Source organism: Hungatella hominis, from assembly GCF_014288005.1.
GTDB classification, from domain to species: Bacteria; Bacillota; Clostridia; order Lachnospirales; family Lachnospiraceae; genus Hungatella; species Hungatella effluvii.
The window spans coordinates 81,221-97,853 of the sequence record NZ_JACOPB010000016.1; the positions used below are offsets into that span (position 1 = coordinate 81,221).

Sequence of the window (16,633 nt, forward strand, 5' to 3'; positions counted from 1 at the left end):
ATGAAACGATTGGAAGGATTTTTGACGTATCTGTTTACAGGCATTGGAATCGGGGCCGTTGTGTGTACGGTGTCCCTGGCAGTTATGGGCGGCATGGATGGAACGCTTAAGCAGATTCTCGTATGGCTGGCGGCGTCCGCGCTGTTTACGGTTATTTCCCATATTATGTGTATGGATTTTGGCAATCTGCTGATCCGCACCGTTATACATTTCTGCCTCTGTTTTGCCCTGGCGGTGACAGTTGGAACGTTTCTCAACTATTCCGCCAGCTGGATTTCCAGTGCCAGAGTGATGCTGCCCGCATTCCTTGTCATTTATGTGATTATCTATGTGGGAACATTCCTGGTGCGGCTGGCCGAGACGAAGGAACTGAATAAAAAGCTGGGCAGATAAGAAATAACAGGTTTTCAGAAAGTAAAAAAGAATCATGCCAGTGCCAGTTCCCCTGTCATGATTCTTTTTGTTTTATTTGGAGTACTTTTCCTCGCAGTACATGCAGCGGTAAGTCTCGGTCTCCGAATCCGCAAGATAGAAGATATGCGGCAGCTCCTGCTCGATGGAGGTGATGCAGCGCGGGTTCCTGCAGTGGATCACGTTGGTGATCTTTTTCGGAAGCTTCAAGGTCCTCTTTTCCGCAATCTGATTGTCGCGGATAATGTTGACCGTGATGTTGTGATCGATGTAGCCGAGAATGTCGAGATCAATGTGGTTTAAGCCGCCCTCGATCTTAATAATGTCCTTGCGTCCCATCTTGTTGCTTCTTGCGTTCTTGATAATCGCTACCTGGCAGTCTAACTTGTCCAGTCCCAGGTTATAGTAGATGTCCAGGCTCTTGCCGGCCTGAATATGGTCTAATACGATGCCTTCGTTTAATCCGCTGATATTTAACATGGTTTTTCTACCTCCAGTAATGTCATAATAAGGGCCATGCGCACGTATACGCCGTACTGGGCCTGTTTAAAGTAGGCGGCTCTCGGGTCGTTGTCTACTTCTACGGAGATTTCGTTGACCCTGGGAAGCGGGTGAAGAACGTACATGTCTTCCTTGGCAAGCTTCATCTTGTTCTTATCGAGAATGTAGCAGTCTTTCAAACGAATGTAATCTTCCTCGTTGAAGAAACGTTCTTTCTGTACGCGGGTCATGTAGAGAATGTCGAGAGAAGGCATGGCCTCGTCTAAGCTGTCCATTTCCACAAATTCGATATTGTTCGCTTTTAAAACGTCTTCCCTGATGTATTCCGGTACACGCAGCTCCGGCGGGGAAATGAGGACGAACTTGATGTTCTCATAGCGAACCAGGGCGTTGATCAGGGAGTGAACGGTGCGGCCGAACTTTAAATCGCCGCAGAGGCCGATGGTCAGGTCATGAAGACGGCCCTTTAAGGAACGGATTGACAGCAGGTCCGTAAGTGTCTGGGTCGGGTGCTGATGGCCGCCGTCACCGGCGTTGATGACCGGAATTCCGGAATGGGTGGCGGCAACTAACGGAGCGCCCTCTTTCGGATGTCTCATGGCGCAGATATCGGCGTAGCAGGAAATCACACGGATCGTATCGGCCACGCTCTCGCCTTTTGCTGCCGAGCTGGAATCGGCAGAAGAAAAGCCGAGTACGCTGCCACCTAAATTTAACATGGCTGCTTCAAAACTCAAACGAGTTCTTGTACTTGGCTCATAAAATAATGTCGCTAATTTTTTTCCGTCACATACGTGGGAATATTCCGAAAGGTGATGTTCAATGTTGTCTGCCAGATCGAGCAGCTGACCGGTTTCTTCCACACTAAAGTCTAATGGGTTTAATAAATGTCTCATAAGAATCTCCTTTATCCAATGTCTTAAAATCCTTTCCCCATTATATAGTATCTTATAAAATATTTCTATAGTTTTTTGCAAAAAAAGTGCCTGTAAGGAATATTTAAGGAACTTTAAGAAAATTAAGGAAGACCGGATGGAAAACCTGTTGTATAATGGCAGTATGAGAAAAGAAGGGCGCTAAGTGCTCATAGCGAGGAGGTATCTGCTTTGGCGGAAGAAAACAGGGAAGAGAAGAGTAAGAAGATACCTATGATTCAGGTAAAAAATCTCTACAAAGTATATAAAGTCGGCGACACCAAGGTCTATGCCCTGGGAGGGGTCGACTTTACGATATATAAAGGAGAATTTTGTGCGATTGTCGGACCCTCCGGTTCTGGAAAGTCTACTCTTCTTAATATGATGGCCGGATTGGAGAAGCCCTCGAAGGGGGAGATTATCATTGCCGGGAAGCATATTGAGAAGCTGACGGAGAACCAGCTGGTCGCCTTCCGGCGGAAGCATGTGGGCTTCATCTTTCAGTCCTATAATCTGCTTCAGACGATGAACGCCGTGGAGAATGTGGCTCTGCCGCTCTCTTTCCGGGGGGTCCCGAGGAAGAAGCGGAACGAGAAGGCAGTGAAGTATATTAAGCTGGTCGGCCTGGAGAAGCAGATGAAGCACATGGCCAACGAGATGTCCGGCGGACAGCAGCAGCGAGTAGGAATCGCCAGGGCCCTGGCCGTGGACCCGCAGATCATATTCGCGGATGAGCCTACCGGTAATCTGGATTCGAAGACGACGAAGGAGATTCTGGGGCTGATGAGAAAGATTGTGCGGGAGCAGAATCAGACGCTTGTCATGGTAACCCATGATAATTATATTGCCGGCTTTGCCGACCGGCAGTTACATATTGTAGACGGCAAGATCTTCAAGATCGAAGAACAACACCATGATGATACCGAGGAGGATACAGAGAATGAAGAAGACAGGTAATAGGGTACTGGCGGGGCTGCTTGCCGTACTGGTAGTGCTGGGGGCTGTGCCGCTTCAGTCGATGGGGGCGCAGTACGGGATACAGAAGAATAAGTATCTCGATGTCAAGAAGACTCCGACCGGAAAGACCGGTCAGAATATGACCATCAGCATGATATTTGACAACAGCAAGGGAAGCGAGGATTTACAGGGAGTGTCCGTGCGGTTTGACGACAGCGCAGTGGACAGTGAATACGACGCGGCGGAAGATCCGGATGAGGACACTAAGTATAATGGTTCCGTGTTCCCGTTTGAGATTACCTCCAGCATCTTTGATGCTAAGGTGATCGGCTCTGTAAAGGCAGGCGCTACCAAAACCGTTTCCTTATCTGCCAGGGTCAGAAGAGATATTGCCGAGGGCTATTATTCCGTACCGATCATCGTCAAGGCCAATGGCAGCGACGCTACGACCGACCACATCAACGTCTGGATCACAAAGTCCAGCGGGACCACGGAATCAGGAGACGACGACGGATCTATCCGTTTTGAGCTGGGGGAAAACCAGTCCACCCCATCTGGCCAGTATCCGGATGTGATGAATTTTACCGTAAACTTACGTAACGCGTCGAATATTACGGCATTTGATGTCAACGTTCGCATGGGATTAAGCGAAGACAGCACAAAATTCCCCTTTAACATCAATGACGGAAACTACGTGAGACATTTTGACCGGGTCGGCGGCGGTGAGAGCCAGGAGGTATCCTACAGTATGGCTATCCGCAAGGAGTCGTACACCGGATACTATCCGATCACCTTTACGATCGAATACAGAGACAGCAGCGAGGGAGATATTCAGAAAGCGGAATCCATCTTCTACGTACATGTTCAGAACAAGGACAAGGAAGAGGAGACGGGAGAGTTTAACGCCAACGACAGAACGAAGGCCAGACTGATCGTCGACGGATTTCAGACGATTCCAGAGGTGGTATACGCAGGCGATGATTTCGACCTGATTCTCCGCATGAAGAACGCATCCGAGAACGTGGCTGCCAGCAACATCTTATTTACCCTGGAATCCGAGAAGGTGACGGACAGCGCGGTATTTACCACAGACTCCGGTTCCTCCTCCATCGTGGTGAATTCCCTGGCGGCAGGACAGAGCACAGAGCTTAAGATCCGCATGAAGGCAGGGGCCTGGGTGGATCAGAGAACCTACGCCATTACGATCAATGAGAAATACGACAGCCCGGAATTCAAGAACGCCGAGGAGAAAGTAACGGTGGACATTCCGGTGAAGCAGATGGCACGGCTTAACACCGGCACCATCGATATCATGCCGGACTCCATCTCTGTCGGAGCGGAATCCAATGTCATGTTCCAGATCAACAACACAGGCAAAGTCCTTCTTTATAACGTGATGGTAACCTTCTTAGGCGATTCCGTCCAGAAGACAGACGCCTATGTAGGCAATATCAAGCCGGGAGAATCCGGCAGCGTGGACGCCATGCTGTCAGGCATCGCCCCCACTGCGGATGACGGCAAGATCAAGATTATGATTACCTACGAGGATGAGAACGGAGTAGTCAGCGACCCCATCGAAAAAGAGATGACGCTCATGGTAACGGAGGCTGTGGATCAGGACTTCGATATGACGGATGACATGGGCACGTTTCCGGCAGACGCGGAACCGACAGGCATTAAGAAATACCAGAAGTTCATAATTCCAGCGGTAATCGCAGTGCTTGTGGCCGGCACCGCGGCAGGCATTATCCTTGTTAAGAGACGGAAAAAGAAGAAGGCAGCAGAGGAAGAGGAAATAGACGATGAGATTTAGTGATTTGCTTTCCATGAGTGTGAACAATTTAAGACGAAGAAAGCTCAGAACATTCCTGACCGTTTTGGGGGTTGTAATCGGTACAGCCTCCATCGTGGTCATGGTCTCTTTGGGTATCGGTTTAAATGAACTCACTATGGAGCAGATTGCGTCCTACGGCAGCCTGACGGAGATATCCATTTATTCTGACGCCATGTGGGGAGGTTCCGATGACGGAAAGGATCCGAAGTATATGACGGATGAGGTCATGGACCAGTTTCGAAGGCTGGACCACGTGACTACAGTCTCGCCGATCCTGTCGACGTACGTTATCATGCGTCAGGGCGTCTACCAGGCGAATGTCAACCTTACCGGTGTGACAAAGGAATATATGGAAAAGATACCCTTAAAGGAGGGGACTGTGCCGGATACCAGCGGCAATGAGCTTCAGATGGTGGTCGGCAACATGGTGCCCAGACAGTTTTATAATCCGAAGTCCAGGAGCAACCGGTACGGCATGAGCGGAGACGACGTCCCGGATATCGACTTCATGAATAAGCCGATTTTCGTGATTTTTGATACGGATGCCTATTATCAGAGCCAGAACGGAAGCACGACGGAGGGAGGAACTCCGGTCAAGGCTCCCAAGAAGTATTTGCTGCCGACCTCGGGCCTGGTGGAAGGCGGACTGGAGGACTGGAACAACTACAGCTACAGTGTGTATGTGGACATCGACATGCTGAAATCCCAGCTAAAGCAGGTATTTAAGAAGAAACCGATTCCAAACCAGCCGACGAATAAGAAGGGGAAGCCCTTTAATTACTTCGTCTACGAGCAGGCGGTGGTGGAAGTGGATGATATGAAGAATGTCACCGAGGTGCAGAAGATCATCAACGATATGGGATTCCAGGCCAACAGCAACATGGACTGGCTGGAACAGTCCCAGAAGCAGTCCAACATGGTGCAGGCCGTGCTGGGCGGCATCGGCGCCGTGTCCCTGTTCGTAGCGGCCATCGGTATTGCCAATACCATGATGATGTCGATCTATGAGCGTACGAAGGAGATCGGTATTATCAAGGTCCTCGGATGCGACATGGGCAATATCAGGAACATGTTCCTGCTGGAATCCGGTTTTATCGGTTTCATGGGAGGTGTGATCGGAATTGTCTTAAGCTATGGAATCTCCTTTATTGCCAATAAGTTTTTATCCGGCCAGTTTCTGGTGGGCATAGAAGGAGATTTATCCAGAATTCCACCGTGGCTTTCGGTATCGGCAGTGGGATTTGCCATATTCGTCGGTATGGCGGCGGGCTTCTTCCCTTCACTGAGAGCCATGAAGCTAAGCCCGCTTGCGGCAATCCGGAACGAGTAGGAAGTACGGGAAAAAATACTTGCATTTCAGACCGGAATATTATATGATATGTGACAGAGTGACGTGCGACTGGCGGATAAGTGGAGAGATACCACGGGGAGCACGTTCGATAAGAAGCCGACCGCCTGGGCACCGCTTTTGGGGTATCCAGGCGGTTTTTTGTGTAATAGGAATTTCGGACGATACCACTATTTAGGAGGAAAGAAGATGAACATGATTTCACTGAAGGACGATTTGAAAGGCAATTCCTATCCAGGAAGAGGGATTATCATCGGAAAGACACCGGATGGAACAAAGGCGGTGGCCGCTTACTTTATTATGGGAAGAAGCGAGAACAGCCGCAACCGCGTATTCGTGGAGGACGGGGAGGGAATCCGTACCCAGGCATTCGATCCGGCGAAGCTTACCGATCCCAGCCTGATCATCTACGCACCTGTCCGTGTTCTTGGGAACAAGACGATCGTAACCAACGGAGACCAGACAGATACAATCTATGAGGGCATGGATAAGCAGATGACATTCGAACAGTCCTTAAGAAGCCGTGAGTTTGAGCCGGACAGCCCCAACTATACGCCCCGGATATCTGGAATTATGCATGTGAAGGGCTGTACGGAATGCGATGTCCAGGAAAAGGGCCATTATAATTATGCCATGTCCATCTTAAAGAGCAGCGACGGAAATCCTGATTCCTGCTGCCGCTATACATTTGCCTACGAGAATCCTGCTGCCGGAGAGGGCCATTTCATCCATACGTATATGCATGACGGCAATCCGCTTCCAAGCTTTGAAGGCGAGCCCAAACGGGTGGAAACCATGGACGACATCGACGCGTTCACCAGCCTGCTGTGGGAGAATTTAAACGAGGACAACAAGGTATCCCTGTTTGTACGGTATATTACGATTGCCACAGGTGCGTATGAGACACGCATTGTGAATAAAAACCAGTAATTCTTTATACAAAAGGAGAAAAAGCGATGAACGAATTAGAACTGAAGTATGGCTGCAACCCAAATCAGAAACCATCCAGAATCTTCGTGAAGAACGGAGATCTGCCGATCGAGGTGCTGAGCGGCCGTCCGGGCTATATTAATTTCATGGATGCCTTCAACGGATGGCAGCTGGTAAAAGAACTGAAAGAGGCGACAGGACTTCCGGCCGCGGCTTCCTTTAAGCATGTGTCTCCGGCGGGAGCGGCCGTGGGCCTTCCGCTGGACGAGACATTAAGAAAGATTTACTGGGTGGACGATATGGGAGAGCTTTCGCCCTTAGCCAGCGCCTATGCCAGAGCGAGAGGCGCGGACCGCATGTCTTCCTTCGGTGATTTCATCTCCCTGTCCGACGTCTGCGATGCGGATACGGCCAGGATCATCAAGCGGGAAGTCTCCGACGGCGTCATCGCTCCTGGATATGAGCCGGAGGCACTGGAGATATTAAAGTCCAAGAAGAACGGCAATTACAATGTCATCGCTATCGATCCCGCGTACAGACCGGAGCCGATCGAGCGCAAGTCAGTGTACGGCATTGTATTTGAGCAGGGAAGAAACGAACTGAAGATCAATGAGGAACTGTTAAAGGAAGTTGTGACTTCCAATAAAGAGATTCCGGATTCCGCGAAGATTGATCTGATTATCTCCCTGATCACCTTAAAATATACCCAGTCCAACTCTGTCTGCTTCGCAAAGGGCGGCCAGGCCATCGGCATCGGCGCAGGACAGCAGTCCCGCGTTCACTGTACGAGACTGGCAGGAAACAAGGCGGATAACTGGTTCCTGCGTCAGTGCCCGAAGGTCTTAAATCTGTCCTTTGTCGACAACATCCGCCGCGCGGACCGCGACAATGCGATTGATGTCTACATCGGCGAGGACTATATGGATGTGCTTGCAGACGGCAGATGGGAGAGTATTTTCAAGGAAAAACCAGAGGTATTTACAAAAGAGGAGAAGAGAGCGTGGCTGGACCAGATGACAGATGTGGCCCTCGGCTCCGATGCGTTCTTCCCCTTCGGTGACAACATTGACCGGGCGTATAAGAGCGGCGTGAAGTATGTGGCTCAGCCAGGCGGATCTGTCCGTGACGATCAGGTGATTGAGACGTGTGACAAATACGGCATGGCGATGGCATTTACGGGGATCCGTCTGTTCCACCACTAAGAATCTGCGTTTTAGCGGAGACAAAGTAAGACAAAAGAAAAGACAAAAAACGAGGCAAAGTATTGACAAATCGAAGATATTTGATAAAATATTAGTGGTTCATCGGAGGGATATAAATCGTTTGAATTTTATATGCCGGATAAGATGTCAGGTGGAAATCCTGATATTTTATCCGGCTTTTTTACGTAGTAAAGAAAGCTCAGGAGGTACCTTTATATGAATTCAACCACTCAAAACACACTGACAGAGGGAAAACTGGCCCCGGCGCTTCTGCGCTTTGCCGTTCCATTTCTCATCTCAAACTTTCTTCAGGCGTTATATGGAGCCGTCGATTTATTTGTCGTGGGACAGTTTTCGACTTCCGCGTCCGTATCCGCCGTGGCGATCGGCAGCCAGGTGATGCAGACAGTCACCTGGATCATCCTGGGAATATCCATGGGCGGGACTGTACTGATCGGTCAGAAGATCGGAGAGAAGAACGAGGAAGGCGCGGCGGAGGCTGTGGGCTGTGTCGCCGTCTTATTCGGCCTGATGGCCCTTGTCTTAACCCCGCTGATGCTGATTGCCGTTAATGGGGCTGTAGCCCTGATGAAAACCCCGCCAGAGGCGGTCAGTGCGGCGCGCAGCTATATCTTCATCTGTTCCTGCGGACTTCCGTTTATCACCGGATATAACGGCGTCAGCGGAATTTTCCGCGGGATCGGAGATTCACGGACTCCGGTAATCTTCATCGGCCTGGCCTGCATCGTCAATGTCATCGGCGATTTCCTGTTCACCGGCTGGATGGGCATGGGGGCTGCCGGAGCGGCTCTCGCCACGGTCATCGCTCAGGCAGTCAGCTTCCTGGCGGCCCTGGCATATATGTACAAAAAAGGATTTTCCTTCCCCTTTGGACGGCGTCACTTAAGACTCCGCAGGAAACCGGCCGCCGCCATCCTCAAGGTAGGATTTCCACTTGCCCTGCAGGACGCGCTGGTCAACGTCTCATTCCTGATTATCACAACGATCATCAACACCATGGGACTGACCGCGTCCGCCGCCGTGGGAGTCGTGGAGAAGATCATCTCTTTTGCCATGCTGCCTCCAAGCGCTATCGCATCGGCGGTGACCACGGTGACTGCGCAGAACATCGGGGCGAAGAAGCCGGAGCGGGCGAAGCGGGCGCTCTGGTACGGGATCGGCTTTTCCCTGATCTTTGGGATCGCAGTCTGTATTTTCGTCCAGTTTTCTGCGCCGCTGGTCACGGCGGTGTTCTCCAGGGACGAGGCCGTCATACTGGCGGCGGCCCAGTACCTCCGGTCGTACTCCTATGACTGCATCCTGGTCAGCTTCGTGTTCTGCATCAACTCGTATTTCAGCGGCAGGAGCAACGCGCTGGTCCCGTTTATCCACAGCATGATCGCGACCTTTCTTGTCCGGATTCCGGCGACCTACGGCTTCAGCCTGATCGCAGGGGACAGCTTATTTCCCATGGGACTTGCCGCGCCGATGGCTTCCTTCGTGTCCATCGTCATCTGTTTCGGCTATATGAGGTGGGAAGAGACGCGAAAAAGGTAAAAACGAGGGAAAATAAAAAGAAGTATAAGCCTATATTTTTTGTAAAAGCACTTTAAAAGGAAAGACGGCATAAAATGAGAGTAAGTAAGTTTTAAGGCGGCTTTCTTTGAAAACTTTTCCCAAACCTTTAACTGCGCGAGAGGAACGAGAGTGTCTGGAACGATACCAGGAAGGGGATCAGGAGGCGAGAGCCACACTCATCGAGCGGAATATGCGTCTGGTAGCGCATGTGGCCAAGAAGTATCAGAATACGGATTATGATATGGAGGACCTCCTGTCTGTCGGAACCATCGGTCTGATCAAGGCCGTCAATACGTTTCACACGGACAGGGGGTCAAGACTCGCCACCTACGCCGCGAAGTGTGTGGAAAATGAAATCCTCATGCTCCTTCGTGCTAATAAAAAATATTCAAAAGAGGTGTCTTTATTTGAGCCCATCGGAGTAGACAAGGATGGTGAGACCGTCAGCCTGGTGGATGTCATAGAGATGGAGAACAAGGAGGCTCTGGAGACCATCATCCTGAGCCAGGACATCAAGGAACTGTACGATGCGTTTGACCACTGTCTCAGAGACACGGAAAAAAAGGTGATCGGCATGCGGTACGGACTATACGGAGGAAAGGAGCACACCCAGCGGGAGATCGCTGATATGTTAGGAATATCCAGGTCCTATGTCAGCCGGATCGAGAAGAAATCCATTGAAAAATTACGTATGGAATTCGAGAAAAACAATAAAAAATCAGGAATTATTAAATAAGTATAAAATATGTCTAAATAATTTGTTGACTTTTTCCTAGAGTTCTGGTATAGTATGAATTAAGTTAATACGAGATGGATTGTTACTGGTAAGCAGGCAAAACCAATTTTGATCAATGAAAATATAATTTTATTTTCGCTGGCAAAATTGGTTTTTTTATTTGTAGGTGAAGTATGAAAATTGACAAGATTATCAACAATAACATTGTCAGTGCCATAGAAGCGGATGGAAAAGAAGTCGTTATCATGGGCCGGGGACTGGGGTTTGGAATGAAGCCCGGGAAAGAGATTCCAGAGGGAAAGATCGAGAAGGTCTTCCGGCTAGACAGCCAGAACAGCACGGATAAGTTTAAAGAGCTGTTGGCGAATCTGCCTCTGGAGCACATTCAGGCATCCACGGAGATCATCAATTATGCGAAAAGCGTGTTGAACCGGCGATTGAACCAAAGCATCTATATTACACTGACAGATCATATTAATTTTGCCATCGAACGATTTAAAGAGAAGATGATGTTTACCAATCCGCTGTTAAACGAGATCAAGACGTTCTACAAGGAAGAGTACTTAATCGGCGAGTACGCCGTGGCCCTGATTGAGCGAAGGATTGGAATTACACTTCCGGTGGACGAGGCGGGATTTATCGCACTTCATATAGTAAATGCGGAATATAATACAGCCATGCGGGACACGATTGATATTACAACCTTAATTCAGAATGTTGTAAAAATCGTGAAAGAATATTTTTCCATGGATTTAGATGAAACTTCGCTGAATTACCAGCGTTTTGTCACGCATCTTCGTTTCCTGGCTCAGCGGATTATCGGAGGTGAGATGCTAAACAGTGAGAATCCGGAATTCAACCAGCTGATCAGTCAGATGTATCCGGAAGAATACGCGTGCAGTCTGAAGCTGAAGGATTATATCCAGGTGACCTACCACCATGATGTGACCGAGGAAGAAACGGCATATCTGGCTGTCCATATTAAGAGAATAAGAATTTAAGGAGAAGAAAGGAGATTGAGGAAACATGTTTAGTTCATTGAAAAAGATGTTTTCAGGAGGCGAGAAGGAGAGAGAGAAGATCCTTGCGCCGGTAGAAGGAAAGGCGGTACCGTTAAGCGAGGTCAGCGATCCGACCTTCAGTCAGGAAATACTCGGAAAGGGTGTTGCTATCATTCCGGAAAAGGGAAGAATCGTGGCTCCGGCCAGCGGTGTTCTGACAGTTATGTTTGAGACAAAGCACGCAGTCAGCGTAACGACTGACGGAGGCGCTGAGATCATCGTCCATGTGGGCCTTGATACCGTAAATTTAAAGGGAGAGCACTATACCTCCTATAAGAAGCAGGGAGAGCATGTCAAGGCGGGAGAGCTCCTTGTGGAGTTTGACATCGACGCGATCAAGGAAGCTGGCTACGATGTGATCACACCAATCATTGTATGCAACACGCCGAATTATCCGGATATGGTATGCCATACCGGCATGCAGGTTAAGGAACTGGATCCGATTATCGAATTATAGGGCTGGAGATCTATGAGGGAGTTCTTATATGAAGTGAAAGACCCTATGGGCTTTCACGCAAGGCCGGCTTCACGGCTGTTCATGAAGGCGAGAGAATACGAATGCCGGATTGACGTTGCCGCGGAAGGGGAAACGGTGGATGGAAAGAATCTTCTGGCTCTGATGAGTCTCGAGATCAGAGAAGGAGAGATGCTTCGGTTCAGGTTCGAGGGAACCGATGAGGAAGAGGCAGAGAAAGCACTTTTAGAGGTGCTGGACCAGATATGATTTGAACCTGTGATGGGCACAGGATCAGATAAATAATGTCCGTTAGGACAAAAAAGAAAGGGGTTTCTTTATTATGATGAAGTATTTGCAAAGACTTGGTAAATCATTGATGCTCCCCGTAGCGTGTTTACCTGCAGCTGGTATCCTGATGGGTATCGGTTACTGGATTGACCCGAATGTAATGTCGGGACTCGGTACGCCAAGCGCGCTTTCGTTCTTCCTTGTGAAGGCAGGCGGTGCGCTGATTGACAACATGGCGATTCTGTTCGCAATCGGTGTTGCAATCGGTATGGCTGATGACAACGATGGTACAGCGGCTTTAGCCGGTATTGTATCATGGCTGATGATTCAGCAGATTCTTTCACCTGCAGTAGTAGGTTCCTTAAAGGGAATTGATGTATCAGAAGTAAATGCAGCATTCTCAAAAATTAACAATCAGGCTATCGGTATCTTAAGTGGTTTGATTGGCGCTACCTGCTATAATCGCTTCAAGAACACGAAGCTTCCGGATGCACTTGCATTCTTCAGCGGTAAACGCAGTGTCGCAATTGTAACGGCTTTGGTATCGATCGTTGCTTCTCTGATTCTGTTCTTTATCTGGCCGATTGTTTATTCCGCACTCGTAGCTTTTGGTGAGTCGATCATCGGTTTAGGCCCGATCGGCGCTGGTATTTACGGCTTCTTCAACAGACTGCTGATTCCGCTCGGATTACATCATGCGCTGAATTCCGTATTCTGGTTTGACGTTGCTGGTATTAACGATCTGTTCAAGTTCTGGGGAACTGTCGATGGTGCGGTTTACGGACAGACAGGTATGTACATGTCTGGTTTCTTCCCAGTCATGATGTTTGGTTTACCGGCTGCAGCTCTTGCTATGTATCAGACCGCAAAACCGGGTAAGAAGAAAAATGCTTATGGTTTATTATTCGCAGCCGCACTTTGTTCCTTCTTTACAGGTGTTACAGAACCTCTGGAATTCGCATTCATGTTCCTTGCACCAGGATTATACTTAATCCATGCTGTATTAACAGGTATTTCACTGGCAGTCACAGCTTTACTTCCAGTCCGTTCCGGTTTCTGGTTCAGCGCAGGTTTCGTTGACTGGTTGCTGAGCATGAAGGCTCCAATGGCTGAAAATCCATTGTTTATGCTTCCGTTAGGTTTAGTTTATGGTTTGATTTACTATGTGGTATTCCGTTTTGCCATTGTTAAATTCAACTTTAAGACTCCTGGCCGTGAAGATGATGATGAACTTGACATGGATGAGTCAAAAGTTACATTAGCCAACAATGATTATACCCAGATCGCTACAATCATACTGGAAGGTCTTGGCGGCAAAGAGAACGTAACAAGTGTAGATAACTGCATTACCAGATTAAGACTGGAAATCAAGGACTACACAAAGGTTAGCGAGAAGAAGATTAAATCTGCAGGCGTTGCAGGCGTAATCAGACCAGGAAAGACCAGCGTACAGGTTATTGTTGGTCCTCAGGTACAGTTCGTAGCTGACGAATTCAAGAAACTGTGTAAGTAATCACGATAGAGAGACAGCCGGGCGGGTGACCGTTCCGGCTGTTTTACTATGTAATAGGCCGGACTCTTTATTCTACCAAAAAGGGGATTCTCAGAATGTTTGCCAAAAATAAATGTTAATTTTATGTGAAAAGGCTGAACGAAAGGTAAATTTTGTGGTAGAATAGGAAAAGAAAACAGAACAGCAAAGGAAATGTGCAGACATGAGAGAGAAAAAAGAAAAGTTACAGGAACAGGAAGAGCCGTTTGATCTGAAAAAAGAAATATTTGAATGGGTGAAGATCATCATTGCAGCTGCGGCGATCGCGTTCTTCCTCAACACCTTCATTATAGCGAACAGCACGGTGCCCTCCGGTTCCATGGAAACGACGATCATGACAGGAGACCGGATTATCGGTTCCAGGCTGGCCTATAAGCTCGGCGGAGATCCTGAGCGGGGAGATATTGTTATTTTCGATCATGAGACAGGACCCGGCAGCGAGGAAACACGACTGGTGAAGCGGGTCATCGGTTTGCCCGGAGAGACGGTGGAGATCAGGGACAATCAGCTGTACATTGACGGAGCCCTGCAGGACGAGCCGTATTTGCGGGAGGCGATGGATTCCGATGATTATCATTTTGAAGTGCCGGAGGGCTGTTACCTGATGCTGGGAGACAACCGGAATTACTCCGCAGACGCGAGATACTGGCCGGATCCCTATGTGCCGGAGAAGAAGATACTGGCAAAAGTTCTTTTCCGTTACTATCCCAGAATTGGAAAAATTAAATAATTTTCAGAAATAACTTGACCTTCCAGTTGCTGGAAGGTCTATTTTATGTAATAGAAAAGAGCTTTGTTAATGTTACACAGACTGGGAGGAACTGGAAGATGAAACAGGAAAATAATCTGACGGAAGGAAATGTGTTCCGGGTTCTGCTGGAATTTTCGATTCCGTTTGTGATTGCAAATGTGATTCAGGCGCTGTATGGGGCCGTGGATCTGCTTGTGATCGGCAAATACTGTACGCCGGAGAGCGTCGCCGCGGTTTCCACGGGAACGCAGGTGACACAGATCATCACCAGCATGATTACGGGACTTACGCTTGGCGGAACCATCATGGTGGGTAAGTATACGGGGATGAATGCGAAGGAGGAGGTGAAGAAGACCATCGGGACGACGCTGTCCATATTCGGGGTGGCTGCGGTCGTACTGACGGTTCTGATGCTCTTTTTTACTCCGGCTATTTTAAGGCTGTTGAAAACGCCTGAGGAGTCGTTTGAACTGGCAAAGCTGTATGTGATCATATGCAGCTGCGGAATCCTCTTTATCTGCGGCTATAACGCCATCAGCGCGATCCTGCGGGGATACGGGGACTCCAAACGGCCCATGATGTTTATCGCCCTGGCCTGCGTGTTAAACATCGTGGGCGACGTGGTGCTCACGGGCCTCCTCGGCATGGGGGTGGCGGGAGTCGCCATTGCCACCATCGGATCCCAGGCGGTCAGCATGATCTGTGCGATCTGGTACTTAAACCGGAATCAGTTTATCTTTACCTTCCGGTTTGCCAATTTAAAAATCGACCGGGATAAGGCGCTGGAGCTGGCAAAGGTGGGGATTCCCATTTCCCTGCAGGAATGCATGGTGCGGCTCTCCTTCCTCTATCTGACCAGTGTGACGAACCGGCTGGGCGTCTATGCGGCGGCGGCCGTGGGCGTGGCAAGCAAGTATGATGTGTTTGCCATGCTGCCGGCCACCTCCATCGCCAACGCGCTGGCGGCCATCACCGCTCAGAATTACGGGGCGGGTAAGCCGGAGCGGGCAAAGCGTTCCCTTGCGGCAGGGCTTGCCTTTGCCGTGGCGGCTTCCGCAGTGTTCTGGCTGTGGGCCCAGGTGTCTCCGCAGACCATGATCGGGATTTTCTCAGATAACCAGGATATCATAGCGGCGGGGATTCCGTTTTTCACATCGTGCAGCTATGACTATCTGGCAGTCAGCTTCGTGTTCTGTTTAAACGGCTATTTAAATGGCAGGTCGAAGACCATTTTCACCATGATCAGCTGCTGCTTCGGAGCCCTGGCTCTGCGTATGCCTCTGATCTGGCTGGTCTACAGCCGCTGGCCGGATAATCTGTTCCGCATCGGAACCATCGCCCCGCTGGTGTCCGGATTTATGGCCTGTTATACACTTATTTACGTAATCTATGGCTTTTGGAAGGAGAGAAACGCAGGAAGGGTTTCCAAAACCGGTTAAGCGGAATATATTACTAGAAAAAGCAAAGACAGATGACTATGTTTCATATCCTGGTTTTAGTCCTGGCCCTCTGCATGGACACCTTTGTGGCCAGCATGGCCTATGGCGCAAATAAAGTGCATATTACATGGGAAAAAATCGTTGTCATGAATGCAATCTGCAGCGGTTGTCTGGGGATTGCGCTGGCGGCGGGAAGTGTACTGGACGGTCTGGTTCCGGAGAGCATGACCCGGATGGTGTGTTTTATCAGCCTTTTCCTTCTCGGCGTGGTAAAGCTTCTCGATTATACCATTAAGAAATACATTAACAGGCATGTAAGCCTGCATAAGGGAATTACATTTTCTTTCTCCGGCCTTCGTATCATTGTCAATATCTACGGAGATCCCATGGCGGCAGACTGGGACCATTCCCAGTCGCTGTCATGGAAGGAGGTTCTGTTTCTGTCCTTCGCCATGTCGATCGACAGCCTGATCGCGGGGGCACTCTCCGCATTTCTGGAAATACCGGTGGGACTGACGATGGGGACGGCGCTCATCATGGGAATCGTGATGATGTATGCGGGCCTTTTTTTAGGAAGAAAGCTGGCTTCCCGCTGCAAATGCGACCTCTCCTGGATCAGCGGCGTCCTGTTCATGATTCTGGCCGTGACAAAAAGCCTTTCATGAGTTATACTA

General features: G+C 49.3%; 17 protein-coding genes and 1 riboswitch. Of the genes, 15 read left to right on the forward strand and 2 right to left on the reverse strand.

What is annotated here, in order from left to right; all coding sequences use genetic code 11:
* Nucleotides 1–393 carry a DUF3021 family protein gene (locus H8S75_RS25220; RefSeq protein WP_187023880.1) on the forward strand — a complete coding sequence of 131 codons (393 nt, stop codon included), beginning with the start codon at nucleotides 1–3 and terminating at the stop codon, nucleotides 391–393.
* 72 nt (nucleotides 394–465) lie between these two features.
* On the opposite strand, the gene H8S75_RS25225 is transcribed toward H8S75_RS25220, so the two are convergent.
* Together H8S75_RS25225 and pyrB are read right to left on the reverse strand one after the other, a co-directional pair.
* Nucleotides 466–891: an aspartate carbamoyltransferase regulatory subunit gene (locus H8S75_RS25225; RefSeq protein ID WP_187023881.1), complete on the reverse strand. Its 426-nt coding sequence runs from the start codon at nucleotides 889–891 to the stop codon at nucleotides 466–468.
* On the reverse strand, nucleotides 885–1,808 hold the full coding sequence (pyrB, locus tag H8S75_RS25230) for an aspartate carbamoyltransferase (protein ID WP_002603866.1): 924 nt from the start codon (nucleotides 1,806–1,808) through the stop codon (nucleotides 885–887). Before pyrB ends, H8S75_RS25225 begins: the two co-directional genes overlap by 7 nt.
* 252 nt (nucleotides 1,809–2,060) lie before the next feature.
* On the opposite strand from pyrB, the gene H8S75_RS25235 reads away from it, so the two are divergent.
* The 14 genes from H8S75_RS25235 (at nucleotide 2,061) to H8S75_RS25300 (ending at nucleotide 16,624) form a co-directional block, all read left to right on the forward strand.
* Nucleotides 2,061–2,783: an ABC transporter ATP-binding protein gene (locus H8S75_RS25235; RefSeq protein WP_187023921.1), complete on the forward strand. Its 723-nt coding sequence runs from the start codon at nucleotides 2,061–2,063 to the stop codon at nucleotides 2,781–2,783.
* Nucleotides 2,767–4,596 (forward strand): COG1361 S-layer family protein, encoded by a 1,830-nt coding sequence (locus tag H8S75_RS25240; RefSeq protein ID WP_187023882.1) that lies wholly within the window; start codon nucleotides 2,767–2,769, stop codon nucleotides 4,594–4,596. Before H8S75_RS25235 ends, H8S75_RS25240 begins: the two co-directional genes overlap by 17 nt.
* On the forward strand, nucleotides 4,586–5,947 hold the full coding sequence (locus tag H8S75_RS25245; protein ID WP_002603869.1) for an ABC transporter permease: 1,362 nt from the start codon (nucleotides 4,586–4,588) through the stop codon (nucleotides 5,945–5,947). The genes H8S75_RS25240 and H8S75_RS25245 overlap by 11 nt, the downstream gene beginning before the upstream one ends.
* Before the next feature lie 55 nt (nucleotides 5,948–6,002).
* A riboswitch (ZMP/ZTP riboswitch) is annotated at nucleotides 6,003–6,085 on the forward strand.
* 69 nt (nucleotides 6,086–6,154) lie between these two features.
* Complete coding sequence (locus tag H8S75_RS25250; RefSeq protein ID WP_110324225.1) at nucleotides 6,155–6,895, forward strand: IMP cyclohydrolase; 741 nt, start codon at nucleotides 6,155–6,157, stop codon at nucleotides 6,893–6,895.
* Nucleotides 6,896–6,921: 26 nt separating this feature from the next.
* The gene (locus tag H8S75_RS25255) at nucleotides 6,922–8,097 is read left to right on the forward strand and encodes a phosphoribosylaminoimidazolecarboxamide formyltransferase (RefSeq protein ID WP_110324224.1); all 1,176 of its coding nucleotides are present in this window, start codon (nucleotides 6,922–6,924) and stop codon (nucleotides 8,095–8,097) included.
* Between the two features lie 216 nt (nucleotides 8,098–8,313).
* The gene (locus H8S75_RS25260) at nucleotides 8,314–9,654 is read left to right on the forward strand and encodes an MATE family efflux transporter (RefSeq protein ID WP_187023883.1); all 1,341 of its coding nucleotides are present in this window, start codon (nucleotides 8,314–8,316) and stop codon (nucleotides 9,652–9,654) included.
* A gap of 106 nt (nucleotides 9,655–9,760) precedes the next feature.
* Nucleotides 9,761–10,411, forward strand: coding sequence for an RNA polymerase sporulation sigma factor SigK (sigK, locus tag H8S75_RS25265; RefSeq protein ID WP_002603873.1), 651 nt, complete (start codon nucleotides 9,761–9,763; stop codon nucleotides 10,409–10,411).
* Between the two features lie 173 nt (nucleotides 10,412–10,584).
* Nucleotides 10,585–11,412, forward strand: a complete 828-nt coding sequence (licT, locus tag H8S75_RS25270) for a BglG family transcription antiterminator LicT (protein ID WP_117632602.1) — start codon at nucleotides 10,585–10,587, stop codon at nucleotides 11,410–11,412.
* A gap of 25 nt (nucleotides 11,413–11,437) precedes the next feature.
* Nucleotides 11,438–11,929, forward strand: coding sequence for a PTS sugar transporter subunit IIA (locus H8S75_RS25275; RefSeq protein WP_002603875.1), 492 nt, complete (start codon nucleotides 11,438–11,440; stop codon nucleotides 11,927–11,929).
* A 12-nt stretch (nucleotides 11,930–11,941) separates the two neighbouring features.
* Nucleotides 11,942–12,196: an HPr family phosphocarrier protein gene (locus tag H8S75_RS25280; RefSeq protein ID WP_002603876.1), complete on the forward strand. Its 255-nt coding sequence runs from the start codon at nucleotides 11,942–11,944 to the stop codon at nucleotides 12,194–12,196.
* A gap of 73 nt (nucleotides 12,197–12,269) precedes the next feature.
* Complete coding sequence (gene nagE, locus H8S75_RS25285; RefSeq protein ID WP_187023884.1) at nucleotides 12,270–13,730, forward strand: N-acetylglucosamine-specific PTS transporter subunit IIBC; 1,461 nt, start codon at nucleotides 12,270–12,272, stop codon at nucleotides 13,728–13,730.
* Between the two features lie 202 nt (nucleotides 13,731–13,932).
* The gene (gene lepB, locus H8S75_RS25290; RefSeq protein ID WP_187023885.1) at nucleotides 13,933–14,499 is read left to right on the forward strand and encodes a signal peptidase I; all 567 of its coding nucleotides are present in this window, start codon (nucleotides 13,933–13,935) and stop codon (nucleotides 14,497–14,499) included.
* A gap of 98 nt (nucleotides 14,500–14,597) precedes the next feature.
* The gene (locus H8S75_RS25295) at nucleotides 14,598–15,959 is read left to right on the forward strand and encodes an MATE family efflux transporter (protein WP_187023886.1); all 1,362 of its coding nucleotides are present in this window, start codon (nucleotides 14,598–14,600) and stop codon (nucleotides 15,957–15,959) included.
* Nucleotides 15,960–15,997: 38 nt separating this feature from the next.
* On the forward strand, nucleotides 15,998–16,624 hold the full coding sequence (locus H8S75_RS25300) for a manganese efflux pump MntP (RefSeq protein WP_187023922.1): 627 nt from the start codon (nucleotides 15,998–16,000) through the stop codon (nucleotides 16,622–16,624).
* Nucleotides 16,625–16,633 lie beyond the last annotated feature (9 nt).